The organism is Paenarthrobacter nitroguajacolicus, assembly GCF_051027655.1.
In the GTDB taxonomy this organism is placed as follows: Bacteria; Actinomycetota; Actinomycetes; order Actinomycetales; family Micrococcaceae; genus Arthrobacter; species Arthrobacter nitroguajacolicus.
In genome coordinates this window covers 4,043,014-4,067,549 of the sequence record NZ_CP073234.1, presented here as the reverse complement: position 1 = coordinate 4,067,549, position 24,536 = coordinate 4,043,014, and the positions used below count along the sequence as shown (strand labels likewise).

The window sequence follows — 24,536 nt, the reverse complement described above, 5'->3', positions numbered from 1 at the left end:
ATAGGACGTGTGACCTCCTCCAAGACGCCCGGCTACCAAGAGAAATCAGTCCTCCCCGGAATAGCGGTGGATGCCGAGATCGACGAAGAACCGGCCGCGGATCCCACTCACCTCCGCGGCAAGCGGGGTCTCGTCTACTTAGGCATTTGCCTGGTGCTGATCGGCCTGAACCTGCGGACGGTCTTCTCCAGTTTTTCCGCGGTCCTGCCGGAAATAATGTCCGACGCCGGCCTGCCGGGCTGGTCGCTGGTTGTCCTCACCACCGTGCCGGTTACCTTGCTGGGCGTCTTCGCACCGCTGGCCCCCATCCTGGCCCGCAGATTCGGCGCGGAACGGGTTCTTCTCGGGGCAATGGCAGTCCTCACCGCAGGGCTGGTGCTCAGGCCCCTGGAGATCCCCGGAGCAGGACACCTCACCACGCTTCTCGCCGGAACGGCAGCCTGCGGTGCTGCTATTGCCCTCTGCAACGTGCTCCTTCCGGGCGTCGTCAAAAGGGATTTTCCGCACCGACTTGGCTTGATGGGTGGCCTCTACACCACGGCAATCTGCGCTTCGGCCGCCCTCGGTGCGGGCTTCACGTATCCGGTCTTTACGGCAACCGGCCACTGGACATCGGCGCTGTGGTTCTGGGCGGTGCCCGCCGCCGTCGTACTTTTGCTCTTCCTGCCCCTGGCAATCCGTCAGCCCTCGGTAAAACACCAAGCGGTCCACGGCGGCGTCAACGTATGGCGTTCAGCCGTGGCCTGGCAGGTGACGTTGTTCATGGTGCTGCAGGCAATGATGTCGTTCAGTGTGTTCGCTTGGATGGCCCCGATCTTGCGCGACCGGGGGATCGACGGCGGAACGGCGGGGCTGATCGTGTCCGTGTCTATCGTGCTTCAGATGCTCGGCTCGCTGTTTGCCCCTGCCCTGGCCACGCGCTTCAAGGACCAACGAATCATCAACATGGTGGTGGCGCTGATGACCGGCGGCGGTTTTGCCCTCACCATCTTTGGCCCCACCGAGCTGATCTGGGTCTGGACCGGGCTCAACGGGCTGGGCCAGGGTTCGCTGACTGCCGTGGCCCTCACGATGATCATGGTCCGTACCCGCGACGCCCACACCGCGGCACACCTGTCCGGCATGATGCAGGGCGTCGGCTATGGAGTGGGTTCGCTCGGCACACTGATGGTAGGCCAGCTCCATCAGGCTACGGGCGGCTTCGCAGCGGCTGGAATCCTGTTCCTGGTGGTCGGTTCCCTGGCAGCATTCTTCGGATACAGGGCCGGCCGGGACCGCTTCGTTTAAACCCAACTAGGTGACAGCACACGTCGCAATGAGGGCTCATTGGAACATGTGCTGTCACCTAGTTGGGGGAGGAGAGGCTAGACGGTGAGGTCTTTGCCCTTCGTCTCCGGGATGGAGAAGGCGAACGCGATGCCTACCAGCAGCAGGATCACTGCGTATACGTTGAACAACTGGGCCTGCCCGATGCTGCCGAGCCACGTCTGCAGGTACGGAGCCGTGCCACCAAAGGCAGCGACGCAGATGGAGTACGGAACACCCACGCCAATGGTCCGAATGTGCGTCGGGAACAGCTCGGCATAGACAGCCGGGACGATCGCGGCGCTACCGGCGATGAAGAACAGCATCACGGACATGGACACGGCGAGCTGCCACGGTGAGTCCTTGAGCAGCCACGTCATGGGGAAGTGCAGGAGCGCGGCGCCCGCGGCCGAACTGATGATCACAGGCTTGCGGCCGATGCGGTCGGACAGCTTGCCCCAGAACGGCAGCGCGGCGATGAACACCACGTTGGCCACCACGCCGGCCCAGAGCGCCTCTCCGCGGTCCATCTTCAGCGAGGTCGCGGCGTAGCTCGGAGCCACGACACCCCAGATGTAGTACACAACCGTCAGGCCCACGGTGAGGCCGATAACCTGCAGGGCCTGCTTGCGGTACTTCACGATCTGCGGCCAGATGGGCAGGCGCTTCTCAGTGGGCGCCTCGGCCTCGAATGCTTCGGTTTCCTTCATCTTGGCCCGCATGAACAGTGCGTAGATCCCCAGCGCGCCGCCGATGAGGAACGGGATGCGCCAACCCCACGAGCTCATGTCTTCCTTGCTCAAGGTTGCCGTGAGGATTGCGCCCAGCAGTGTACCGGCCAGGATTCCGGCGGTGCCGGAGGTGTAGATGAGGGTCGCCCAAAAGCCGCGGTGTTCCTTGGGCGCCATCTCGGACAAATACGTTTGCGACGACGGCAGCTCACCACCGTGCGCCAGGCCTTGGATGAGGCGGGCGATCAGGAGCATCACCGAAGCGAAGGCGCCAACAGCTGCAAACGTTGGGGCGATGCCGATGAGGAGGCTACCGACGGCTCCGAGGGCAACAGCCACCGTCATGGAGGTCTTACGGCCGATCCGGTCGCCGATCCAGCCGAACACGAAGCCGCCAAACGGACGGGCAACGAAGCCGACGGCGAAGATCGCCAAGGTGGACAGCACTGCTGATGTGGGATCGGCTTGGCTGAACAAGGCGCTCGCGATAAACGGCGAGAACGTTGCGTAGATGGCCCAGTCGTACCATTCAACGGCGTTGCCTATGCCGGTGCCAACAAGCGTGCGCATGTGTGACTTGTGGACCTTGACGTCGGGGGACGTTCCTACGGTGGTGGTCATGTGCTTCTCCAAGATCAGGCGGGCCGGGAGTTAGTTGCCGGCGAGGGCGGCGATACGGGACACGGCGAGTTCGGCGTACAGCGCGGCACCGTCGGTGAGGACGCAGTCGTCGAACATTGCGTAGGGCGAGTGGTTGAACGGCGACGTCGTGTGGTCGGCGCCGGGGGCTACTGCGCTGAGTCCCACAAAGGTGCCGGGGACTTCGGCCAGGACCCGGGAGAAGTCCTCGGAACCGCTCAGGGGAGTGGCCATCCGGGTGTGCCGGGACTCGCCGAACATTCCGGCGATGACCTTCTCAGCAGTGGTCGTCTCGTTCTCATCATTGATGGTGAGGGGGTATTCCTCTTGGTAATGCACGTCCGCCTCCAAGCCGTGGGCTGCGGCGATGCCATGAAGCAGCCTGGGTACTGCTTCCATCATCTTCCGACGGGACTCCTCGGAGAAGGTCCTGATGGTGGCTTCGATGCGGGCGGTCTCGGGGATGACGTTGCGCTTGGTTCCGGCGTGCAGGACGCCAACTGTGAGGACCACGGGATCGAACATGTTGAACTGGCGCGTGACCATCACCTGAAGTGCCGTGACCATCTCGGCAGCTGCAGTGACGGGGTCTTTGGCGGAATAGGGAGCGGAGCCGTGGCCGCCCGCGCCCAGCACAGTGACGACAAGGCCGTCGGAGGAACTAAGCATGACGCCAGGCTTGGTGACGAACTGGCCATGCGGTTCAAGGGAGGAGAACACGTGCATTCCGTAGGCAGTGTCTGCACGACGACCAGCCGCGTCCAGGACGCCTTCCTTGATCATGTAACTCGCGCCGTCGAAGCCCTCTTCGCCGGGCTGGAACATGAGGATGACGTCGCCCGCCAACTGGTCGCGGCGCTCGGCCAGCAGTGTGGCGGCTCCGGCCAGCATGGAGGTGTGCAGGTCATGGCCACAGGCGTGCATGGCTCCATCCACGCGGGAGGTGTAGTCCACGCCGGTAGTCTCCTGCACAGGAAGTCCATCCATGTCGGCACGCAGCAACACCACGGGCTTCTCAGCCGAAGCGTGAGCCGCACCGCCGCGCAGAACCGCGGTGACCGACGTCGTTTCCTTACCAAGGGTGATCTCGTAAGGCAGCCCATCCAGCGCCTGGAGTACCTTCTCCTGCGTGCGGGGGAGCTGCAGGCCGATCTCCGGTTCGCGATGGAGGTCGTGGCGGAGGCGGACGATGTCCTCCTGCAGTTCCTTGGCGTCGGCGGCGATGGTCATGTGTTCTCCAGGTCTTTCTAGGTGACGTGTTCCTCATGCCATTCTGGGGTGACGTGATTCACATGGTGCTAAACATCTGTAAATATGCACCGACTAGTGCTTTCAAGCAGGAAACATGCACGCTTCTGCAAGAATGGGCTCATGGAGCTCAGCGAGGAAGACCTGCGCCTGGTCAACGCCCTGCAGATCTCGCCACGGATCAGCTGGTCCGACGCCGGAGAAGTCCTGGGCGTCCACGCCACCACGCTGGCATCCCGATGGGAACGCCTGAGGGGAGCCGGTGCAGCATGGACCACCGCACACCTCATGGGCGACCCCAAGGATATGTGCCTGGCCATGGTGGATATCGACTGCGAAATGCACCTTAGGCCGGATGTCACCTCCGCAGTCGCCCGACTTCCCGAGGTCATCACGGTAGAAGAGGCTGCCAGCAACCGCGACCTCACGCTCACTGTGATCACGCAGGACCTGGGGCAGTTCAGCACACAGGTGTTGCCGAAACTCAAGGAGATCAGAGGGCTCACCAAGTACCACACAGCCCTCTGCACTCGGATTCACACCAGCGGATATGCGTGGCGGCTCAACGTCCTCACCAAGGCAGAGCAGCAGGCACTCAAGGCGCTCGCCGGACCTGAATCGGCAAACCCGTCAGCCCACGACGCCATGGTGCTCCCGCTACCGGAGAGTCATCTGGCAATCATCCCGTTCCTCGCCCGCGACGGCCGTGCCACAGCCGCCGAAATTGCCCGCGCCTTGGGCCGAAACCCCGCCACGGTCCAGCGGCAATTGGGCAGGGTCCTGAGCAGCCGGATGTTGTCGTTCCGCTGCGAAATCGCCCAACAATTCTCCGGCTTCCCCATCACGGTCCAGTGGTTCGCAAACGTTCCCGCAGGTGAGCACGAAGCCGCAGCCACAGAGTTGCGGGCCATCAGGAACATCCGCTTCTCCGCGTCCACCACAGGCCGCACCAACTTCACCATGATCATGTGGTTGCGCTCGCTGGCTGACGTCATGGAAATGGAGCTCACCATCCAGCAGCGGATCCCGGGCGTCCAACTCGTGGAGAGCGTGGTCATGCTGAACACGGCCAAACGCGTGGGATGGATGCTCAATCCGGACTCCACCGCCACAGGAACAGTGGTGCCGCCCTACGGAGAGCTGCTGCCAGCCGGTATTTAGGGCGTGCAGGTTTCTAGGCGTGCTTGGTTGCCCTCAGGACCGTGTCCAGGGTGGTGCCGGACTCGCCGTCGGGTCCCGTGACACTACGCGCCCGGTCTGTCAGGACGTTGACGAACCACGGCTCGCGGTCCAGCCTCAGGGCACCCGCCAGTTGCTCCGGCGTGAAGAACATTCCGGACTCATGATGATGGCTCCACGACGGGAGTCCATGCGGGTGATGGCCTACCACCAGCAACGTGCCGCCGGGTGCGACGGCTGCCGCGGCTGATGCCACCGAATCCCGCCACGGCAGGAGGGGCGAGTGCAGGAACTGGGCCGAAACCAGATCGAAGACGGGCTCAGGCTCCCATTCCGTGAGGTCCTGTTGCTGCCACGTGATCCGCTCGCTGACGTCGCTTTCTGCTGCATGCGCGGCTGCACGTTCAAGCGCGACGGCGGACACGTCCATTGCGGTAACCGTCCAGCCTTGCGCCGCGAGCCAGATAGCGTCAGCGCCCTCCCCGCAGCCGAGGTCGAGGGCTCTTCCGGGTTTGATGCCTGCAACTTCCGCCACCAGCTGCGGATTCGGGTTTCCGCTCCACACCTTGGGACGCTCCCGGTACATGCCGTCCCACATGTCCACGGCATTGTCGGCGTCCTCGTGGAGGTTCAGTCCGCTCTGCTGAGCCCCTTCGTGGGTGTGTTGACCGTGTTGGTGAGTGGCGGCGTCGTGCGTGTGTTCAGTCATGACCCAAGCGTGCCGCGACGCCGCGTCGAAAGGCAATGCCTGTTGCTATTCCGGCAAAGTCCAGCGTTGTGCGCCCGCGCCCGAGGCTCCGAGTTCGTCCGAAGGGTTCTGCAGCGTACAGGATTTCAGGCTGAGGCAGCCGCACCCGATGCACCCGTCGAGGTCGTTGCGCAGATGCTGCAGAGCGGCGATCCGTTCGTCCAGTTCCTTGCGCCACCGCAACGACAACCTGGACCAATCGCGCTTGGTGGGCGTGCGGCCATCGGGAAGGGATTCCAAAGCCTCACGGATGTCTTTCAGGGGCAGGCCCACCCGTTGGGAGGTCTTGATGAACGCGACCCGCCGCAGTGTGTCCCGCCGGTAACGCCGCTGGTTGCCGGCCGTTCGCTCCGCCTCGATGAGCCCGTTCCGTTCGTAGAAATGAAGGGCCGACGCCGACACTCCACTCCGTTCGGACAGCTCACCAATGGTGAGTGGCCGGTGCGTTTCGACTGGCGGCATGGCGTTCTTCCGTGACTGGGGTGGTGGATTGACCTCAACATTAGTTGAGGTTCTAGGCTGACGTCCATGACCTCTGACACCTCAACGGCCGGGATACTGCGCCGCCCATACCTGCTTGCCACCGTAGGGGCGTGCGCACTTGTGTTCCTGAGCGCGTTCGAGTCCCTCGCAGTGACCACCATCATGCCGCTCGTCAGCCGCGACCTCGACGGAGCCAGCCTCTACGCGCTGGCTTTCGCAGGCCCACTGGCCACAGGCGTGATGGGCATGGTGGCGGCAGGAAACTGGTCGGACCGTCGTGGTCCGGCGGCGCCTTTGTACTCCTCCGTGGCGTTGTTCGTGGCTGGCCTGCTGATCGCCGGTACGGCCGGAACCATGGAGATGCTGGTGCTGGGGCGCCTGGTACAAGGACTTGGTGGCGGCGCGATGACCGTGGCCCTCTACGTGTTGGTTGCCCGCGTGTACCCGCCGGTGCTCCACCCCAAGATCTTCGCCGCCTTCGCCGCGTCCTGGGTGGTTCCTTCCCTGGTGGGTCCATTCGCGGCCGGTGTGGTGGCCCAACTGAGCAGTTGGCACTGGGTGTTCCTGGGGGTTGTGGGCCTGGTTGTTCCAGCCTTGCTGATGGTGGTGCCGGCCGTGCGGGGGATGAATTCCGAACCCGCCTCCGAGCCCGTTCCCTGGGCCTTCGGTCGTATGGGGTGGGCGGCGCTCGCCGCCGTCGCTGTCCTCGGACTGAACCTGTCCGCGGAGGTGCCCGGCTTCGGCGGGGTGATTGCCGTCGTAGCGCTGGTCATTGCCCTTATCGCGGTGAAGCCGCTGGTTCCGCGGGGAACCCTCACCGCCCGACGCGGTCTGCCCAGTGTGATCCTGGTCCGCGGGCTGGCATCTGCGGCGTTCTTCGGGGCCGAGGTGTACCTGCCGTACCTGCTGACCGAGCGCTACGCGTTCACGCCGACGTTCGCCGGGCTGACGCTGACCGGAGCCGCACTGGCGTGGGCCGGGGCGTCGGCGATCCAGGGGCGGCTCGGTGCCCGGTTGGCTGACGATCTGGCCGTGAAGATCGGCGCTCTTTTGGTGCTGATAGCCGTGATCTCAACGCTGGTGACCGCAGCGCTTAGCCTGCCCGCGGCAGTTGCCATCGCTGGTTGGATCCTTGCCGGTGGCGGCATGGGGCTCATGTACCCGAGGCTGTCCGTGATGACACTGGCGCTCTCCACCGAGGAAAACCAAGGCTTCAACAGTGCGGCCATGTCCATCTCCGATTCCCTGGGTGGCGCACTGTCCCTGGCCGCCACGGGACTTGTCTTCGCTGCATTCACGACGACGAACTCGTTTGCGGGGGTCTTCGCACTGACGGCGATCATCGCCGTCGTCGGGGTAGTCATCGCGCCGAGGGTCGCCGCCCGCTCGGGTGGGATGAGCAGGGGTGAGGCGGGTATGGGTGAGCCGGGTGCCCAAGCGGGCGCCCCGGACGCCCAAGCCGAGTTCACGCATCACGCCTGACTCGTTGTGAGGCCCGCTCTGCAGGGTATTGCCGCGCGGAAGGGTGCAGATCGGGCCTCGCAACGCGGGGTGGACTCGTTGTGGGGCCTGCTCTGCAGGGTATTGCCGCGCGGAAGGGTGCAGATCGGGCCTCGCAACGCGGGGTGGGGCGGGGGCCTGACCAGCCCCGATGCGGGCCCGCAGGAGAAACACTGCTAAGCTAGGAACACTTGATGTGCGGTGACGCCCTGAAGCAGGTGGCCTGACAGGCTACGCGACGGGGCATTTTTCATGTGAGAGGCACATCCTGCGTCGATGAACGCGTTCCATTTGGTCCCGGCCAACGCTGTTGAAGCGAACCGGTAGACCACCTGACTTTTCCTCGGCGAACCCCTGGCCCAACCGGCGTCGGGGGCCGATGTCCGCAACTGGACACCGCCCGAAAGACATGAAGTTTATGACTACTTTTGCTGCCCTTGGCACGCCCAAGCCCATTGCTGAATCCCTCGCCGCCGATGGCATCGAAGAGGCATTCCCCATCCAGGTGAAGACCCTCCCGGATACGCTCGCAGGTCGCGACGTCCTGGGCCGTGGCCGCACCGGCTCCGGCAAGACCATCGCTTTCGCCATCCCGCTCGTGGCCCGCTTGGCCGAGCGCGAAGCAAAGCACTTCCGTAAGCCGGGCCGCCCCATGGGCCTCGTCCTTGCACCGACGCGGGAACTGGCAACCCAGATCAACGCCACCATCGAGCCGCTGGCCAAGGCCATGGGCCTGAACACCACGGTCATCTATGGCGGCATCTCCCAGGCACGCCAGGAAAAGGCGCTGCGCGCCGGCGTCGACATCGTCATCGCCTGCCCGGGCCGCCTCGAAGACCTGATCCGCCAGCGCATCCTGACCCTCGAAGCCGTTGAGGTCACCGTGCTGGATGAGGCAGACCACATGGCTGACTTGGGCTTCCTCCCGGTCGTCAAGAAGCTCATGGACATGACCCCCACCCAGGGTCAGCGCCTGCTCTTCTCCGCAACGTTGGACAACGGTGTTGACAAACTGGTCAACCGTTACCTCTCCAACCCGCTGACGCACTCCGTGGACGATCCCCAAGCCGCTGTCACCACCATGGAACACCACGTCCTGGTGGTCAACGACCAGACCGTCAAGAAGCAGCTCATCGTTGAACTGGCCTCCGGCGCCGGCCGCCGCGTCCTCTTCATGCGGACCAAGCACCACGCCCGCAAGCTTGCCAAGACCCTCACCGACGCCGGCATCCCCGCCGTCGACCTTCACGGCAACCTGTCGCAGAACGCCCGCGACCGTAACCTTGCCGAGTTCTCCAACGGTGACGTACGCGTCCTGGTGGCCACTGACGTCGCAGCCCGCGGCGTGCACGTTGACGACGTCGAACTCGTCATCCACGTTGACCCGCCCACAGAGCACAAGGCATACCTGCACCGCTCCGGCCGTACGGCACGCGCCGGTTCCGATGGCACCGTGGTTACGCTGACGCTCCCCGAGCAGCAGAGTGACGTCAAGAAGCTCATGAAGGCTGCCGGCGTTGACGTTTCGTTTGAACGAGTCACCGCAAGTTCGCCCTTGGTTTCAAAGCTCGTGGGTGACATCGCGGACAAGGTTGATCCCCGCACCCGTGCGGCTCTCCTCGCAGCGAAAACCCAGCAGGGTGGCGGCACATCCACCGGCGCCAACGCCCAGCGCAAGCGCGCACGCCGTTCCACCCAGGCTGCTCCCACCGCCGGTGGTCGTGGCGGTCGCAATGGACGCGGAAAGGTCGCGGCTGAGCCGGTTCGCACCGACGTCAACCGCGCTGAGCGTCGCGCAGCAATGAACGACGACGTCGCCCGCAGCCCCCGCGGTCGCGGCAAGGCTGGCGCTACTCACCGCAACGACGTTCCGGGCTCGCAGGGCCAGAACGGGCGCAGTGGTCGCCCGGCTACCGGCCAGCGCTCAGCTTCGGCTCCGCGCACGGCATCCACTACGAGTACTCGTACCGGCGGAAACAAGGCCGTTTGGTCTTCCGCAACGGGCGCTACGTCCGGCGGATCCTACGGCTCGGGTGCCTCAGGCAACTCCGGTCGCGGTGGTTCCGGTGCAGGTCGTCCGGCACGCAGCGGCCCGCGTCGTGCGTCGGCTCCCGCGTCCAACGAGCGTCGCGGCCGCTAACCTCCCCGTTGTGAGGCCCGCTCTGCGCACTATTCCCTAGGTTTAGCGTGCAGAGTAGGCCCCGCAACTCACCAGCCTCGGGCGCGCCACTCCTCAAGGTGTGGCCGCTCGGCGCCGAGGGTCGTGGGCAATCCATGGCCCGGGTGCACCAGGGTCTCGTCCGGATAAGCGTCGAACAGTCGCTCCGACACGTCGTTCAACAGAGAAGTGAAGCGTGCAGGATCGTTCTGTGTGTTGCCGACGCCTCCCGGAAACAACGAGTCTCCACTGAAAATGTGGGCCGGCCCGTCCGGATCCTGGTACACGAAAGCAATCGAGCCCTGGGTGTGTCCGCGCAAGTGGACCGCCGTGATCTCGAAGCCATCGAACCGCTCGACGTCGCCGTGACCAAGCCGGACATCCACTGGAACCGGCAACGCATCGGCGTCGTCCGCTCCAGCTGAGGTGGTTGCCCCGGAAACGGCGACCAACTCCGGCAGCGCCCGGACGTGGTCCCAGTGCTGGTGAGTGGTGGCAATCCTGGCGAGCTTCGGCGTCGCGGCAGTATCTGCGGCACTGTCCTGGAGCAGCTGCTGAATGGCCGGAAGGTCGTCGGCGGCGTCGATCAACAACTGCGCACCCGTGGACTTTGCGGTCAACAGGTACACATTGTTGTTCATCTCGCTGACCGAAATGCTGCGGATAGTGACGTCACGCAGTGAGTGAATAAGCGAATCCATCGTGTCAGTCTATGCAGTTGCCGGGTTGGCTTCGCGGCCCTGTGAAACCCAGTTGGGGTCGGCGGAGCGTGAACCCACGACGGCGGCCGCAGCGTGGTCGAGCCTCTCAAGCTGCGCTGTTCCCAGTTGCAGGGACAGCGCCCCAAGGTTCTCGTCGATCCGGTGCGTCTTGCGCGTGCCGGGGATGGGAACCACAGAAATCCCGAGGCGCTGACCTTGGGTAAACAGCCAAGCCAGGGCTACCTGGGCCGGAGTTGCATCCAGCCCGCTGGCTACCTCGCGGACCGCGGCCACTACGGCCTGGTTCGCATCAAGTGCCTCGTCACCAAAACGGGGGATCTTATGGCGGAAGTCATTTTCGCCAAGGTCGCTCGCGCTGACGGTTCCCGTAAGGAATCCGCGGCCCAGCGGCGAATATGGCACGAACCCGACGCCAAGTTCCTTGGCCGCAGGCACAACGTTGAGCTCAACATCCCTGCTCCAGATGGACCATTCACTCTGGACCGCGGCAATGGGATGGACGGCGTTGGCCTGTCTGAGCTCCTCGGCTGTCACTTCAGACAGTCCGAGGTGCCGGACCTTGCCCTCTCGGACCAGCTCCGCCATGGCCTCCACGGTTTCCACTATCGGAACGCGGAGGTCACGGCGGTGCATGTAGTAGAGGTCAATCACGTCAGTGTCCAAGCGGCGGAGGCTCGCTTCCGCCGCTTGCCTGATGTAGGGCGCATCCCCGCGGACTCCCGTGTACCCGTCCGCGGGGTTGCCCTCAATTCCGAACTTCGTGGCCACTTGGATCTCGTCGCGCCGCTCCTTCAAGAGCCTGCCAACCAGTTCCTCGTTACTGCCCGCGCCGTAGACGTCTGCGGTGTCGATGAACGTGATGCCCGCGTCCACTGCATGCCTGAGCGTCTGCAGGCCTTCCTCGGGTTCAATGCCACCGTAAACAGGTGTGAGGGCCATTCCACCGAAGCCGAGGGGGCTGACCTTGAGGCCGTCGCCGAGCTGAACTGCAGTCATGAACTTCTCCAATGCGCGTTTGGGTGCTCTTGAAAGCATGAACTCAGTGGCTCACATGGGTATTCCTGTAGGCGCCAGAATTGGGCGAAGGGTGCCCGGTTGGCTTGCCCGGGGCACGCTGAGCCCAATTCGATGGCTTACTGCGCATTCGATGGTCGGAAACGTCTAATGCGTAGCGAGCCAACGAAACGGAGCGAGCTTCCTCCCCGGGGAACCGGGCAGGAGCGCCACGGAGCGGTAGCTACTCGGCCTTGGCTGCGGCCTTGTCAGCGGGCAGGGCCTTCAAACCGGCAGCACAGCCCACGATTCCCGCAATAAACAGCAGCTTCAGCGGGCTCGCGGATTCCACTCCTGTGATCATGGCCCACCCAACGGTCAGTGCAGCGCCGATACCCACCCACACCGCGTAGGCAGTGCCGAGGGGGATTCGCTTCACTGCGATACCCAGTCCGAGCATGCTCAGGACGGCAGTGATGGCGAAAACCACAGTGGGCATGAGTTGCGTAAAGCCGTTGGAGAGGCCCAAAGCTGTGGCCCATACGGCTTCGAGCAGCGCTGATGCCAAGAGGATGACCCAGAAGACTCCGTTGCCGGAGTTGCCGGAGCTCCCGGTGTTCTTGATGTTTCCAGTGTTCCCAGTCATGGCTACGCCACCACCTTCAGGCCAACTACACATGCGCCGATGCCCGCAAGCAAAAGCAGCCGGGCCGTCGTCGCGCGTTCAACCTTGGTGACCATCGCGTACGTTGCGGTCAGTACGACGCCGACGCCAACCCACACCGCATAAGCCGTGCCTGTCGGGATGGACTGCATCGCGATGGCGAGTCCGGCCATGCTGGCAACAACGGACACCAGGAAGACGACGGTCGGAACGGGTTTACGGAAGCCCTTGGACCGGTGGAGCGCTGCGGCCCAGACGGCCTCGAGTGCTCCGGAAAGAATGAGAATTATCCACGACATGACATTTCCTTTGGCCAGTCTTGTCGCATTCCGGGTACTGAACCGTCGTCCGGAGGTTCCAGAGCGGAACCTTCATTTCAGGCTAGCAACTCCCGTGCGGGGTGGCCACTTCTGGTGGTTAACGTCACCAACTCAGGAGTGGGACTCCACATGGTCGATCGAGATCACAGCGATGAAGCCGCGGCCCGAGATTTCCGGGCTGCGGGTATCGGAGCCGACCACGGCGTCATACCGTGAGAGCTCAACAGGTTCGGCCGCGCTGGTTGCCGGGGCGTCGCCGTCGGACTCTTCCTCCACAGCCGCGCCGGGCGCAACAGTCGCCTTACCCTCCAGCAGGACGGCAAGCTGGCCTTCGAAGACCGGGTGCGCACGCTTCTTGGAAATCTCCACAATGGACGTGTAGCCCTTGAAGGCTCCCTCCCGGGCGATGACATTCAAATCCCGGATGTCCCCTGTCGGAAGAGTGGCCCCCGACGCAGCCTCGCCCGAGAAACGGAACGGTCGGTACTTCTCGAGCGGGTGCTCGGAGCCGTCCACCGTGAGCAGCAGCAATTCGCCCTCGATGATGGTGATCACGCGCTCCATGCCCGGGAAGACGGAGAAATCTCCGGCCTTTGAAACGTCTGCGATGCTGACTCGCCAATCCCAGGCATTGTCCTGCGCCGAGGCGGCCTTCGGATGGCTGGCGAGTTCGCGCGTCACCCCGCCCCCGTTGCGCCAAGGTTCGGGACGGATGTCGGCAAAGCGGATAATCTCCATTCGACCAGCCTAGTGGTGGACGCGGCTTCTGCGTTGGCATTGCGGCTTGCTACCGTCATATGTGGAAAACGTTGCGATTAAAGCTGGAGGCGCTGGAATGTTCGTCAAAGTGTGCGGCTTGAGCACGCCGGAATCCGTGCGTGAAGCCGTCGACGCCGGTGCAGACGCGGTCGGCTTCGTGCTCACCTCCAGCCCTCGCGAAGTCAGCCCGGACCAGGTGCGCATTCTGCTGCCGTTGGTTCCGGTGGGCGTTCACGCCGTGGGCGTTTTCCGACATGAGGATGCCGCTGAAGCTGTGGCAACGGCTCGAGCTGCCGGACTCGAGTGGGTGCAATTGCACGGCCACCGGACAGCCGGCGACGTCAAAACAGTGCACGACGCCGGGATGCGGCTCATCCGGGCCGTCACCATGGGCGCCTCCCAGGACGAGTTCGCGGATCTGGGCGAAGAAATATTCCTGATCGATGCGGCAGTACCGGGCTCAGGCGAGTCCTGGGACTATGCGTCAGTGCGGGCAAAGGGGCTGGATGGCCGGGAGTGGCTGCTTGCAGGGGGACTCGAATCCGGAAACGTGGCTTTCGCTGCGGCTGCTGCCGGTGCTTGGGGAGTGGACGTCTCCTCCGGCGTAGAGGCATCCCGCGGAGTGAAGGACCTGGCAAAGATCCGCGCTTTTGTCGAAACTGCCAAAGCCTAGGCTCGGTTACCGTGTCAGTGGGACACCCTGGACTCGCTCACGACGACACGATTTACTCGAACGCACCACTACTTGGATATCGAACATCACCGAAACCAGGAGTTAAGCAATGAGTACGGAACAGCACACCCTGACCATGAGCCGCGAGTTTGATGCTCCCCGCGAGAAGGTTTTTGAGGCCTGGATGGAGCCGGACAAGCTCACCCAGTGGTTCGGGCCCGTGGAGGTGGAAGCTCCCCGCGACCAGATCATCGTTGAGCCCCGGGTTGGTGGCATCTGGCAGGTGGTGATGGTGTGGTCGGACGAGAACGGTGAGCAGTCGGCACCCATCGAAGCCACCATCACCGAGCTGAACAGCCCGGCTCTTTTGGTCGCCCAAGCCAAAGCTGCTCCTGACGCTGACCACGAGTACGAGGAAATGCACCTTGAATTCGAGGACCTCAACGGCCGTACCCGGATGAATCTCAAACAGGGTCCGTTTGCTTCCGAAGAGTGGGTGGAAATGACTCGCGACGGCTGGGGCACCTCCTTCGACAAGCTGGATGCGCTCCTGGCTGGTTGAGCTAATGGCCCCGCAGGGAGTGCCGCTGCAAGTCAGGGAAGATTCAGGGCAGACCCCTAGGCTTTTTGTCGTGCCCACAGGGGAGAATGAAGACTATGAAAACGCTCCTTAACATCATCTGGCTTGTCTTCGGTGGGTTCTGGCTGGCGTTGGGTTACTTCGCGGCAGGCATCATTTGCTGCGTGCTCATCGTCACCATCCCGTGGGGTATCGCTTCGTTCCGGATCGGTGCGTACTGCCTGTGGCCCTTCGGCCAGATGGTGGTTGAGAAGCCCGGCGGTGCCGGCGTGTTTGCGCTCCTCGGCAATGTGATCTGGCTTCTGGTCGCGGGCATCTGGATTGCGATTGGTCACGTGGTCACGGCAGTCGCCATGGCCATCACCATCATCGGAATCCCGCTGGCCATCGCCAACTTGAAGCTGATCCCGGTTTCGCTGATGCCTCTCGGTAAGCAGATTGTGCCCACCAACCAGCCGTTCGTCAGCACCTACCGCTAGACCGGCAATGCCCATTTAGACGACTCGCTGCAGGCCAGACGATTCCTACCGTCTGAACTGCAGCGGAGCGTCTAATCGGGCATAAGAAGGGGGAGCCGCTCACGCGAGTTCGCTGGCGAGGTTCCGGCGCGCAGCGTCGAGCCAGAGTGCTTTGGCGCGTTCGCCATGGAACAGCGGGTCCAGCCGCAGGAGATCGCGCACGACGGCGGCGCGACCCTTCGCGAAGTCTTCGTCGCTGACGCGGGCGTAGTCTTCGCGGACGGCGGCCAAGTAGCGTGCGTAGGACTCCGGGTCGCCGCCGAGCACGGAGAGGTCGGCGTCGCAGAGAAGTGCACCTGCGTAGTCACCCGTCTTTGGGCTATGCGAAGTCGTGAGGCGGACCAGGCGCGCCACCTCCGCCACCTCGTGGCGAACCAACCCAGTGGCGGTGAGCCGGTCCTCGGCCAAGCGTGCGGACTCTTCTTCGTCCTGCCCCGCAACCCCTTCGTAGACGGCATCGTGGAACCACGCCGCCAGCAAGACAGTTCGCGCAGGCTGTTCGGGTTCCGTCAGCACGTCCAAGGCTTCAAGGACTGCCAGGAGGTGGGTCCGGCTGTGGTATTTCCTGCCGTCCTCGCCCCAACGTTCAAGCAATTCAAGGCCCAGCTCCTCGTGGCCTGGGTAGGTGCTGTTCCAGCGTTCCATCAAAGGTACTGTCAATGCCTTGCTCCGTTCACGAGCCGGGATGCGCAGTCCGCTGGCAATGAGCTTGCGGACCAGGATGCGGGCCTCCACAGGGATGGCGCCCGCGGAAACGAGGTCGTCATAGCGGCGTTCCGGGACATCATAATGATCTCCGTCGAAGGCCCGTTCGGGAACCCCGGAAGCGGCCGCGAAAGCGTGCAGCTCATCCAGCGAGGTGTCCGAAACGAGGTGCGAAAAGACGGTTCCGTGCGCTGGCCACAGAGGCGGATCGACGTAGATGGCCATTGCCAAAGTGTACCCATGTGATCCTTCCCAGTTGCCGGCCATCGGGACGTCTACCGCCGTGCTGCCGTCCCGGAAGTACAGGCTTCACTGCCCGCGCTGATCACGGCAACTGGGAAGGAGTGCAGGGAACTCAGTGCTGGGCCGGCAGGATGTTCTGGTTGCCGCGGAACACGTTGTCAGGATCGAATTCGCGCTTCACCAAGGACAGCCGCCGGTAGTTCTGTTCTCCATAGGCCGCCATAATCCGATCTTGCCCTTCGTCACCGATGAAGTTCAGCCACACGCCGCCCGTGGTGTGCGGGGCGATGTCTTGCCGGAACTGTTTGACCCAGGCTTTTGCCTCCTGTCCGCCCTCCCGTGTTTCGGACAGACCGAAGGGATGGCTGACCCAGGCTGCACCCCGGTGCTGCAACGGAGTATTCGCTGCGGCAGGGCCGCCCACGGCTCCGCCCCAACGTGCCACCAACTGCTGCGAGTGCGGTCCCGGAAGGCGTTGAGCCGAGTCGACCAGAAGATCCAGTGCGTCGTCATTGAGCTCGTTATGGTAGTCCGCGCTCCAGTAGTTGTAGTGGTCCGGAGGGTCGTCGATCATGCATTGGAAGTCCGCATATTGCATGGGCGAGACCAGATCCACGGAGGGGCCGAGTTCCTTGAACGGTTTGGCGTGCTCTTCGCCGGCCTCAACATCACCCGCGTAGATGTAAGCCATCCCGACGGCGAGCTTGCCCACCATCTCTTCCGGGACGAACTCTTCCGGCGGGGCGGTGAGGTACACGAGGGCTGTCCCCACGGCGTCGGGCGCCTCCAACGCGAGCCCCCGGAAGGCGCGCGACAAATCCTTCGCGTCCTCCCCTGGGAACAACATGAGGCCCGCCATCACGGTGGGTCCAAGGTCGTGCAGCTTGAACGTCAAGGACGTAGCCACACCGAAGTTACCGCCCCCGCCGTGGAGGGCCCAGAACAACTCGGGGTTTTCGCCGGGACTGGCGGTAACGCGTTGCCCGGAGGCCGTGACCAGATCGACGGAGAGCAGGTTGTCGCACGCGAATCCGTACGAGCGCTCCAGCCATCCCGAACCACCGCCCAACGTGAATCCCGAGACTCCGGTGGTGGATGCGCGCCCGCCCGTGACAGCCAGCCCGTACTGCTGGGTTGCGCGGTCGAACTCGCCCCAAGTCAGCCCTGCGCCTACCGTGGCGGTCTTCATCCCGCGGTCCACGCTGATGGACTTCATGGGACGGACGTCAATTACCAGCCCGTCGTCGTTGGTGGACATGCCCGCCACCGAGTGACCGCCTGAGCGCACGGCGACGTCCAAATTGTGGTTGTGCGCATAGCTCAGCGCTTCAGCCACTTCGCCGGGATCAGAGCATTTGGCGATGACAGCCGGTTTGCGGTCGATCATCGCATTGAAGAGTTTTCGGGCTTGGTCATAGTCCGGGCTGTCCGGACGAATCCATTCCATGGGACGTTCCTTCGCATCGGAAACTCTCCCCTAGAACAGGGTACGTCCGCACCTCCCATCGGACCATGGGTAAAGCAAAGAAGTACGACGACGGCGGCGCACCACTTCGCACCGAGCGCACCAGAGCTTACGGGCGCGTCATGCGGTAATGGGAGCGTCGTGCAGCTCACTATCGCTTGGCGGTCACATAACGTATGCGGCGGATTAGATGGCGAAGATCCGCAAATACGGAACTATGATGCATTTATGCCGCAGATACGAATATCCGAGGCCGCGCGCTTTCTTGGTGTCAGCGACGACACCGTGAGGCGATGGACGGAAAACGGAACGCTTACTGCCCGGAAGGACTCAGCCGGGCGCCTCGCAGTGGATGGCTTGGAACTGGCCACGCTTGCCCGCGACCAATCCCATCTCCCCGACGACCCCTCCCGGGCCGGAAGCTCAGCCCGAAACCGCTTCATCGGACTGGTTACCGGCATTACCGCGGACAAGGTCATGGCCCAAGTAGAGCTTCAGTGTGGTCCGTTTCGCGTTGTGTCGCTGATGAGCAGCGAAGCCGTCCGGGAGCTCGGGCTGGAACTCGGTTCGGTAGCCACAGCCGTGGTGAAGGCCACCACAGTCATCATCGAAACACCGCAGGGAAAGAGCGTCATATGAGGATCAGCCGCAAGCCTTTCGCCGCAGTGTTGATTGCGGGTGCCCTGGCGGTGAGCCTGGCAGCCTGTGCCCCCGGGACCACACGTCCATCCTCAGGATCGGCCAACCCGGAGTCGTCGATGTCCGGGGAGATTACCGTTTTCGCTGCGGCATCCCTGAAAACGACCTTCACGCAGCTGGCCAAAGACTTCGAAGTCCAGCACCCGGGAACCAAAGTCACTCTCAGCTTCGCAGGGTCCTCTGACCTGGTCACGCAGATCACCCAGGGTGCCCCAGCGGACGTTTTCGCTTCAGCAGATACCAAGAACATGGCCAAGCTCGCCGACGCGGATCTCGTGGACGGCACGGCAACGAACTTCGCCACCAATGTCCTTGAGATCGCAGTCCCGCCAGGCAATCCGGCGTCGATCTCTTCCTTCGCGGACCTCGCCAAGCCCGGCGTCAAAGTGGTGATCTGCGCCAGCCAGGTTCCCTGCGGCGCTGCAACGAAGACAGTCGAAAAGGCGACAGGAACCACGTTGAGCCCGGTCAGCGAGGAATCATCCGTGACCGATGTCCTGGGCAAAGTCACCTCGGGCGAAGCCGACGCCGGCCTGGTCTACGTTTCGGACGTCAAAGCGGCCGGCAATAAGGTCCAGGGCATCCCCTTCCCCGAGTCGGACAGGGCCGTCAACACCTACCCCATTGCCACGGTTGGTACCAGCAAGAACAAAGAACTCGCAGCTGCGTTCATTGCAAACGTCACTAGCGAAGCCGGCAAGAAGGTCCTTATGGACGCCGGCTTCGGAACGCCGTAGAGGAGGCCAGGGCATCGTGATCAGGCGCAGCGGCTACCACGGCATTCCGCGGTGGATTTATGTCATCGCAGCTGTGGGTGGACTCCTGATGGTGCTTCCCTTGGCGGCGATGCTGCTGCGGGTGAATTGGCCGCAATTCATTCCACTCATCACGTCGGAGTCGTCCCTTGCCGCCCTGGGCCTGAGCCTAAGGACGTCGGCTGCCAGTACCGTCCTCTGCGTCGTCTTGGGGGTTCCGTTGGCGCTGGTGCTTGCCCGCGGCGAGTTCCCCGGACAAAGGCTCCTCCGCTCCTTCGTCCTGCTGCCGCTGGTGCTGCCGCCCGTCGTCGGCGGACTCGCTCTCCTGTACACGTTCGGGCGGCAGGGGCTCCTCGGAAAGTCCCTTGAACTGGCTGGGATCCAGATCGCGTTCTCCACCTCGGCGGTGGTTTTGGCCCAGGCTTTCGTGGCACTGCCGTTCCTGGTTGTCAGTCTGGAAGGCGCACTGAGATCGGCCGGAAGTAGATACGAAGCTGTGGCGGCGACCCTCGGGGCACGGCCTACTACCGTTCTTCGTCGCGTCACGCTTCCGCTAGTGCTGCCTGGGCTTGCGTCCGGTGCTGTGTTGTCGTTCGCGCGAAGCCTGGGCGAGTTCGGTGCCACCTTGACCTTTGCCGGCAGTTTGGAAGGCATCACCCGCACCTTGCCGCTCGAAATTTACTTGCAGCGTGAGGCCGATGCGGACGCCGCCGTCGCGCTGTCGTTGGTGCTGGTGGCGGTTGCAGTTGCGGTGGTTGGGCTCAGCTATGGGCGCCGGCGAAGCAGCACTCCTGTGGAGGTCCAGCCATGAGCTTCGAGCTGCAGGCAAGCGTCCGCGCCAGGAACTTCGACATGTCCCTAAGCCTCGCTGAAGGTGAGACTGTGGCCATACTCGGTCCGAATGGTGCCGGGAAGTCCACTCTGCTGGGCGTGATCGCCGGGCTGCTGCGGCCGGATGCCGGCTCGGCGCGAATCGGCGACAAAGAACTGTTCAAGCTCGACGGCGGCACTCACTCTTGGAGCCCGCCACATCTGCGGGGGACTGCGCTTCTGGCCCAGGAGGCTCTCCTGTTTCCGCATCTGAATGCCTTGGACAACGTGGCATTCGGGCCGCGAAGCGGGGGTGCTTCGAAGGCGGCCGCACGGGAAATTGCACAACACTGGCTGGCCGAAGTTGATGCCCTGCCACTGGCTGACCGGAAGCCCGCCCAGTTGTCTGGAGGGCAGGCCCAACGCGTCGCCGTGGCACGCGCCCTGGCTGCTCAGCCCGAGTTGTTGCTTCTTGACGAGCCGATGCCCGCCCTCGATATTCACGCAGCACCATTGCTCCGCCGCGTCCTCAAACGAGTCCTGCGGGACCGCAAAGCCATCATCGTCACGCACGACATCCTGGACGCCTACATGCTCGCCGACCGAGTCTTCGTGGTGGAGAAAGGGCGCATCGCGGAAGAAGGACCCACTCGTCAGGTCCTTGAAAGACCACGAAGCCACTTTGCCGCTGGCCTCGCCGGCCTCAACCTCGTCGCCGGGACCATTGCTTCCGAGGGAATTACGACGCCGGATGGCCGGCTTTTCGCGGGCCGGCATGATCCGGACTGGTCACCAGTACTCGGCCAGGCAGGCGTGGCCGCCTTCCCGCCGTCGAGCGTTTCCGTCTTCCTGGGCGATGTGCACGGAAGCCCCCGCAATTCCTTCCCGGTGACCATCACTGACCTGGAACCCTACGGGGACCAGATCCGAGTCCGCGCTAGCGGGGTGCATTCGGCACAAGCTTTGTCAGCTGACATCACGCCCGCGGCATCAGCCGATCTTGGTCTGGTACCGGGCATGGAAGTCAGGTTCGTGGTCAAATCTGCGCTGGTATCGGTCTACCCGGCCTGAAATACGCTTGGCCGAATACCCTTGGCGCTACTCGCGATACATCCGCTCCGCATAGGACGGCCCGTAGTAGGACTCCAGATCCTCCAGTGGTGTTTCGGGTTGCGTGTAGGTCTGGGACAGCATGGCGATGCTCGGCAGGCCGTCAGTGTCCCAGGTTTCCGGTTGCCACAGTCCGCTCCGCATGAAGGCCTTACCGCAATGGGTGAACACTTCCTCCACAGCAACCACAACAGCGGCGCGCGGCCGGTGCCCCTTGACCACCAGATGATCGAAGAAGCCGGCGTCACGGACAATCTGTGCCGTGCCATTGATCCGCAGGGTATCCGTTCTGCCCGGGACCATGGACAGGATTCCTACGTTCGGGTTCTCCAGGATGTTGTGGAAGCCGAACGCGAGCTTGTTGCCGGGGCGTTCCGGTATGGCGATTGTGTGCTCGTCCAGGACATGAATGAAGCCAGCGGGATCGCCCTTGGGTGAGGCGTCCACGCGGCCCTGTGCGTCCGAAGTCGCGATCACGCAAAACGGGCTGGCTGCCAGCCATTGGCGGTCGAAATCGCTGAGGGATGTGCGCACTTTCCGGCGCACACGGTCCAAGGGCAATCCGATCAGTTCTTCGAGTTCATCCACGCTGGAAATGGTGTCCATGGCCCCAGCCTACGGGTGTTTTTGGCCCGTGGACCGCCCGCGCCACTTGCCGCCATCCGCGCCGGTTCTCGCTGGTGCGATAGGCGGAAACGGGAGCGAGAGCTATGAGAAGACCCCCCGATATTCACATAGCCATGGTTTTGTGTGGACAGCAGTTTCGCCGTGGGCAAACATGGTACTCAACGGGCCAAAAGCAAAGTTGAGCGTAGTAGACTCAACTTTGTAATCATAGGTATCACTCCAGAAAGGGAGCACTCTTTGGACGTCAAATTCACCACCAAAAGCCAGGAGGCCCTTTCTGCGGCCGCCATGAACGCCTCGACTGCCGGCAACCCGCAGCTTGAGCCTGCCCACCTGTTGAAAGCCCTCATGGACCAGCGCGAGGGCGTCGCCGTGGCACTTCTGCGTGCCACCGGGGCCGATCCCGATGCCGTGAGCGTTCAGGCTAGCTCAGCCATTAAATCGCTGCCGTCGTCATCGGGCAGCTCGGTCCAGCAGGCCCAGTTGTCACGCCAGTCCATGCAGGCCATCCAAGCTGCCCAGAATGAGGCCGACAAGCTCGGCGATTCCTTTGTGTCCACGGAGCACCTGCTGCTCGGACTCTCGGCCGGAAGTGACGCCGTGGGTAAGTTAATGCGCGACGCCGGTGCCTCCCACGAAGCGCTGCTCGCCGCCCTGCCGGGTGTCCGGGGGGACCGGAACGTCAACTCGCCGGATCCGGAAAACACCTTCCAGGCCCTGGAGAAGTTCGGCACGGACCTCACTGCCGTGGCCCGTTCAGGCAAACTGGATCCTGTCATCGGGCGCGACAGCGAGATCCGACGCGTCGTGCAGGTCTTGAGCCGCCGCACCAAGAACAACCCCGTGCTGATCGGTGAGCCGGGCGTTGGCAAGACCGCCGTCGTCGAAGGCCTTGCGCAGCGCATGGTGGCCGGCGATGTCCCCGAAAGTTTGCGCGGCAAAACGCTCATCGCCCTGGACCTCGCGTCCATGGTGGCCGGAGCAAAGTATCGCGGCGAATTCGAGGAACGCCTGAAGGCCGTTCTGGAGGAGATTAAGAACTCCAACGGGCAGATCGTGACGTTCATCGATGAAATCCACACGGTTGTGGGTGCCGGCGCCACGGGTGAAAGCGCCATGGACGCGGGGAACATGCTCAAGCCCATGCTGGCCCGCGGTGAGCTGCGCCTGATTGGTGCCACCACCTTGGACGAGTACCGCGAGAACATTGAGAAAGACCCTGCACTGGAACGCCGCTTCCAGCAGGTCTATGTTGGCGAGCCCAGCGTCGAAGACACCATCGGCATCCTCCGTGGCCTGAAGGAACGTTACGAGGCGCACCACAAGGTGGCTATCGCCGACTCTGCTTTGGTCGCAGCCGCAACGCTGTCCAACAGGTACATCTCGGGACGCCAGCTTCCGGACAAGGCAATCGACCTCGTGGACGAGGCCGCGTCCCGGCTGCGCATGGAGATCGATTCCGCGCCGGAAGAAATTGACCAGCTCCGCCGCGCCGTCGACCGTCTGACCATGGAGGAGCTGGCTCTGCAAGGGGAAACTGATCCTGCTTCGGTGGAACGGTTGGCTGCGATCCGAGCAGACAAAGCAGACAAAAATGAAGAGCTCAGCGCTTTGAACGCGCGCTGGGAAGCTGAGAAAGCCGGACTCAACCGGGTGGGCGATCTTAAGGCGAAGATCGACGAACTGCGCTCGGCAGCGGACAAGTCTCAACGCGAAGGTGATCTCGAGTCGGCGTCGCGGATCCTGTACGGCGAACTGCCCGCTCTGGAACGGGAGCTGAGCGCCGCTGCTGAGGAGGAGTCCGCCCGGAGCGATTCGAAACCGGAACTGATGGTTGCCGAGGACGTGACCGCTGACGACATTGCGGAGGTCATCTCCGCCTGGACCGGTATCCCTGCCGGGCGAATGCTCCAAGGTGAGTCCCAGAAGCTCCTCCACATGGAGGAAGAACTCGGCAAGCGCCTCATCGGCCAGACCAAAGCCGTCCAGGCTGTCTCAGACGCTGTGCGCCGTGCCCGTGCCGGTATCAGCGACCCCAACCGTCCTACGGGCTCGTTCCTGTTCCTCGGTCCTACGGGCGTGGGTAAGACGGAGCTGGCCAAGGCCTTGGCGGACTTCCTCTTCGATGACGAACGCGCCATGATCCGGATCGATATGTCCGAGTACAGCGAGAAGCACTCCGTCGCCCGTCTGGTGGGTGCCCCTCCGGGATACGTCGGCTATGAAGAAGGCGGCCAACTCACAGAGGCTGTCCGTCGCAGGCCCTACTCCGTCGTGCTGCTCGACGAGGTGGAGAAGGCCCACCCTGAGGTCTTTGACATTCTCCTGCAGGTTCTCGACGACGGCCGCCTCACCGATGGCCAGGGCCGCACCGTGGACTTCCGCAATACCATCCTGGTGCTGACCTCCAACTCCGGAAGCCAGTTCCTTGTAGACCAGTCGCTGGATGCAAGGGCCAAGCGGGACGCCGTCATGGCCGTGGTCCAGGCATCGTTCAAGCCCGAGTTCCTGAACCGGCTGGATGAGATCGTCCTCTTCGATCCGCTGACAGTCGAGGAACTTGCCCGGATCGTTGAGCTGCACGTCGCCGAGCTGAGCAACCGGCTCCGCGATCGCCGCCTAAGCCTTGAGGTAACTGATGGGGCACGCGCATGGTTGGCCATGTCCGGCTTTGATCCCGCCTACGGTGCACGGCCGCTGCGCAGGCTGGTTCAACGGGAGATCGGCGACCGCCTCGCCAAGGAGATTCTTGCAGGCGAAATCAGCGACGGCGACACAGTGCTCGTGGATACCGCTGCGGACCTCGACGAACTCACCGTTGAAGGCTTCGAAGCGCTGACAGGTCCCGACGGCGGAGCTCCCGCAGGTACGGGCCTCACGGTTCGTCGGAAGTAGCGTTTCA

The 24,536-nt window shown here is 63.4% G+C and carries 24 protein-coding genes and 1 riboswitch; of the genes, 12 read left to right on the top strand and 12 right to left on the bottom strand.

Annotated elements, in window-relative coordinates; all coding sequences use genetic code 11:
- Positions 1 to 9 precede the first annotated feature (9 nt).
- Entirely contained in the window at positions 10 to 1,287 is a 1,278-nt protein-coding gene (locus KCX59_RS19145; RefSeq protein WP_179017705.1) for a CynX/NimT family MFS transporter, read from the top strand.
- 77 nt (positions 1,288 to 1,364) lie between these two features.
- Here KCX59_RS19145 and KCX59_RS19140 read toward each other — a convergent pair whose 3' ends face one another.
- Positions 1,365 to 2,657 carry an MFS transporter gene (locus tag KCX59_RS19140; protein ID WP_178995951.1) on the bottom strand — a complete coding sequence of 431 codons (1,293 nt, stop codon included), beginning with the start codon at positions 2,655 to 2,657 and terminating at the stop codon, positions 1,365 to 1,367.
- A gap of 30 nt (positions 2,658 to 2,687) precedes the next feature.
- Positions 2,688 to 3,905, bottom strand: coding sequence for a M20 metallopeptidase family protein (locus KCX59_RS19135; protein WP_179017704.1), 1,218 nt, complete (start codon positions 3,903 to 3,905; stop codon positions 2,688 to 2,690).
- Between the two features lie 141 nt (positions 3,906 to 4,046).
- Between KCX59_RS19135 and KCX59_RS19130 the strand changes: the two genes are divergently transcribed.
- Positions 4,047 to 5,084, top strand: a complete 1,038-nt coding sequence (locus KCX59_RS19130) for an Lrp/AsnC family transcriptional regulator (RefSeq protein ID WP_178995955.1) — start codon at positions 4,047 to 4,049, stop codon at positions 5,082 to 5,084.
- Between the two features lie 13 nt (positions 5,085 to 5,097).
- On the opposite strand, the gene KCX59_RS19125 is transcribed toward KCX59_RS19130, so the two are convergent.
- A complete protein-coding gene (locus KCX59_RS19125) occupies positions 5,098 to 5,811 on the bottom strand; it encodes an SAM-dependent methyltransferase (protein ID WP_370629192.1) in 714 nt (237 codons plus the stop codon).
- 45 nt (positions 5,812 to 5,856) lie between these two features.
- Positions 5,857 to 6,312: a redox-sensitive transcriptional activator SoxR gene (soxR, locus tag KCX59_RS19120; protein WP_026005695.1), complete on the bottom strand. Its 456-nt coding sequence runs from the start codon at positions 6,310 to 6,312 to the stop codon at positions 5,857 to 5,859.
- A gap of 66 nt (positions 6,313 to 6,378) precedes the next feature.
- Here soxR and KCX59_RS19115 point away from each other — a divergent pair, with 66 nt between their 5' ends.
- Together KCX59_RS19115 and KCX59_RS19110 are read left to right on the top strand one after the other, a co-directional pair.
- Positions 6,379 to 7,815 (top strand): MFS transporter, encoded by a 1,437-nt coding sequence (locus KCX59_RS19115; protein WP_179017702.1) that lies wholly within the window; start codon positions 6,379 to 6,381, stop codon positions 7,813 to 7,815.
- A 436-nt stretch (positions 7,816 to 8,251) separates the two neighbouring features.
- Positions 8,252 to 9,973 (top strand): DEAD/DEAH box helicase, encoded by a 1,722-nt coding sequence (locus tag KCX59_RS19110; protein ID WP_178995961.1) that lies wholly within the window; start codon positions 8,252 to 8,254, stop codon positions 9,971 to 9,973.
- A gap of 68 nt (positions 9,974 to 10,041) precedes the next feature.
- On the opposite strand, the gene KCX59_RS19105 is transcribed toward KCX59_RS19110, so the two are convergent.
- The 5 genes from KCX59_RS19105 to KCX59_RS19085 all read right to left on the bottom strand — a co-directional run bounded on the left by KCX59_RS19105 (position 10,042) and on the right by KCX59_RS19085 (position 13,428).
- The gene (locus tag KCX59_RS19105) at positions 10,042 to 10,692 is read right to left on the bottom strand and encodes an MBL fold metallo-hydrolase (protein WP_178995963.1); all 651 of its coding nucleotides are present in this window, start codon (positions 10,690 to 10,692) and stop codon (positions 10,042 to 10,044) included.
- Positions 10,693 to 10,701: 9 nt separating this feature from the next.
- A complete protein-coding gene (locus tag KCX59_RS19100) occupies positions 10,702 to 11,709 on the bottom strand; it encodes an aldo/keto reductase (protein WP_179017701.1) in 1,008 nt (335 codons plus the stop codon).
- A 241-nt stretch (positions 11,710 to 11,950) separates the two neighbouring features.
- Positions 11,951 to 12,352 carry a DMT family transporter gene (locus KCX59_RS19095; protein WP_179017700.1) on the bottom strand — a complete coding sequence of 134 codons (402 nt, stop codon included), beginning with the start codon at positions 12,350 to 12,352 and terminating at the stop codon, positions 11,951 to 11,953.
- Between the two features lie 2 nt (positions 12,353 to 12,354).
- Complete coding sequence (locus KCX59_RS19090; protein ID WP_089596307.1) at positions 12,355 to 12,669, bottom strand: DMT family transporter; 315 nt, start codon at positions 12,667 to 12,669, stop codon at positions 12,355 to 12,357.
- A 9-nt stretch (positions 12,670 to 12,678) separates the two neighbouring features.
- Positions 12,679 to 12,744: riboswitch (guanidine-III (ykkC-III) riboswitch) on the bottom strand.
- Between the two features lie 57 nt (positions 12,745 to 12,801).
- Positions 12,802 to 13,428, bottom strand: coding sequence for a HutD/Ves family protein (locus KCX59_RS19085; RefSeq protein WP_178995969.1), 627 nt, complete (start codon positions 13,426 to 13,428; stop codon positions 12,802 to 12,804).
- Between the two features lie 97 nt (positions 13,429 to 13,525).
- Here KCX59_RS19085 and KCX59_RS19080 point away from each other — a divergent pair, with 97 nt between their 5' ends.
- The 3 genes from KCX59_RS19080 (at position 13,526) to KCX59_RS19070 (ending at position 15,181) form a co-directional block, all read left to right on the top strand.
- The gene (locus KCX59_RS19080; protein WP_179017699.1) at positions 13,526 to 14,122 is read left to right on the top strand and encodes a phosphoribosylanthranilate isomerase; all 597 of its coding nucleotides are present in this window, start codon (positions 13,526 to 13,528) and stop codon (positions 14,120 to 14,122) included.
- A gap of 109 nt (positions 14,123 to 14,231) precedes the next feature.
- On the top strand, positions 14,232 to 14,684 hold the full coding sequence (locus tag KCX59_RS19075; RefSeq protein ID WP_178995990.1) for an SRPBCC family protein: 453 nt from the start codon (positions 14,232 to 14,234) through the stop codon (positions 14,682 to 14,684).
- 95 nt (positions 14,685 to 14,779) lie between these two features.
- Positions 14,780 to 15,181, top strand: a complete 402-nt coding sequence (locus KCX59_RS19070) for a YccF domain-containing protein (protein ID WP_091470118.1) — start codon at positions 14,780 to 14,782, stop codon at positions 15,179 to 15,181.
- A 99-nt stretch (positions 15,182 to 15,280) separates the two neighbouring features.
- Here KCX59_RS19070 and KCX59_RS19065 read toward each other — a convergent pair whose 3' ends face one another.
- Both KCX59_RS19065 and KCX59_RS19060 read right to left on the bottom strand, forming a co-directional pair.
- Positions 15,281 to 16,150, bottom strand: a complete 870-nt coding sequence (locus KCX59_RS19065) for a DUF4031 domain-containing protein (RefSeq protein ID WP_179017698.1) — start codon at positions 16,148 to 16,150, stop codon at positions 15,281 to 15,283.
- A gap of 130 nt (positions 16,151 to 16,280) precedes the next feature.
- Entirely contained in the window at positions 16,281 to 17,615 is a 1,335-nt protein-coding gene (locus KCX59_RS19060; RefSeq protein WP_179017697.1) for an FAD-binding oxidoreductase, read from the bottom strand.
- Positions 17,616 to 17,861: 246 nt separating this feature from the next.
- Between KCX59_RS19060 and KCX59_RS19055 the strand changes: the two genes are divergently transcribed.
- From KCX59_RS19055 to KCX59_RS19040, 4 genes are read left to right on the top strand one after another with little or no spacing between them, the layout of a single operon-like run.
- The gene (locus KCX59_RS19055; protein WP_054809108.1) at positions 17,862 to 18,272 is read left to right on the top strand and encodes a TOBE domain-containing protein; all 411 of its coding nucleotides are present in this window, start codon (positions 17,862 to 17,864) and stop codon (positions 18,270 to 18,272) included.
- Positions 18,269 to 19,069 (top strand): molybdate ABC transporter substrate-binding protein, encoded by an 801-nt coding sequence (gene modA, locus KCX59_RS19050; RefSeq protein ID WP_179017696.1) that lies wholly within the window; start codon positions 18,269 to 18,271, stop codon positions 19,067 to 19,069. Before KCX59_RS19055 ends, modA begins: the two co-directional genes overlap by 4 nt.
- Positions 19,070 to 19,085: 16 nt before the next feature.
- Positions 19,086 to 19,898 carry an ABC transporter permease gene (locus tag KCX59_RS19045; protein ID WP_179017695.1) on the top strand — a complete coding sequence of 271 codons (813 nt, stop codon included), beginning with the start codon at positions 19,086 to 19,088 and terminating at the stop codon, positions 19,896 to 19,898.
- Positions 19,895 to 20,968 carry a sulfate/molybdate ABC transporter ATP-binding protein gene (locus KCX59_RS19040; RefSeq protein WP_179017694.1) on the top strand — a complete coding sequence of 358 codons (1,074 nt, stop codon included), beginning with the start codon at positions 19,895 to 19,897 and terminating at the stop codon, positions 20,966 to 20,968. Before KCX59_RS19045 ends, KCX59_RS19040 begins: the two co-directional genes overlap by 4 nt.
- A 27-nt stretch (positions 20,969 to 20,995) precedes the next feature.
- Here the strand turns inward: KCX59_RS19040 and KCX59_RS19035 are convergent, their stop codons facing one another.
- Positions 20,996 to 21,613 carry an MSMEG_1061 family FMN-dependent PPOX-type flavoprotein gene (locus KCX59_RS19035; protein WP_179017693.1) on the bottom strand — a complete coding sequence of 206 codons (618 nt, stop codon included), beginning with the start codon at positions 21,611 to 21,613 and terminating at the stop codon, positions 20,996 to 20,998.
- 258 nt (positions 21,614 to 21,871) lie between these two features.
- On the opposite strand from KCX59_RS19035, the gene clpB reads away from it, so the two are divergent.
- Positions 21,872 to 24,529: an ATP-dependent chaperone ClpB gene (clpB, locus tag KCX59_RS19030; protein WP_179017692.1), complete on the top strand. Its 2,658-nt coding sequence runs from the start codon at positions 21,872 to 21,874 to the stop codon at positions 24,527 to 24,529.
- Positions 24,530 to 24,536 lie beyond the last annotated feature (7 nt).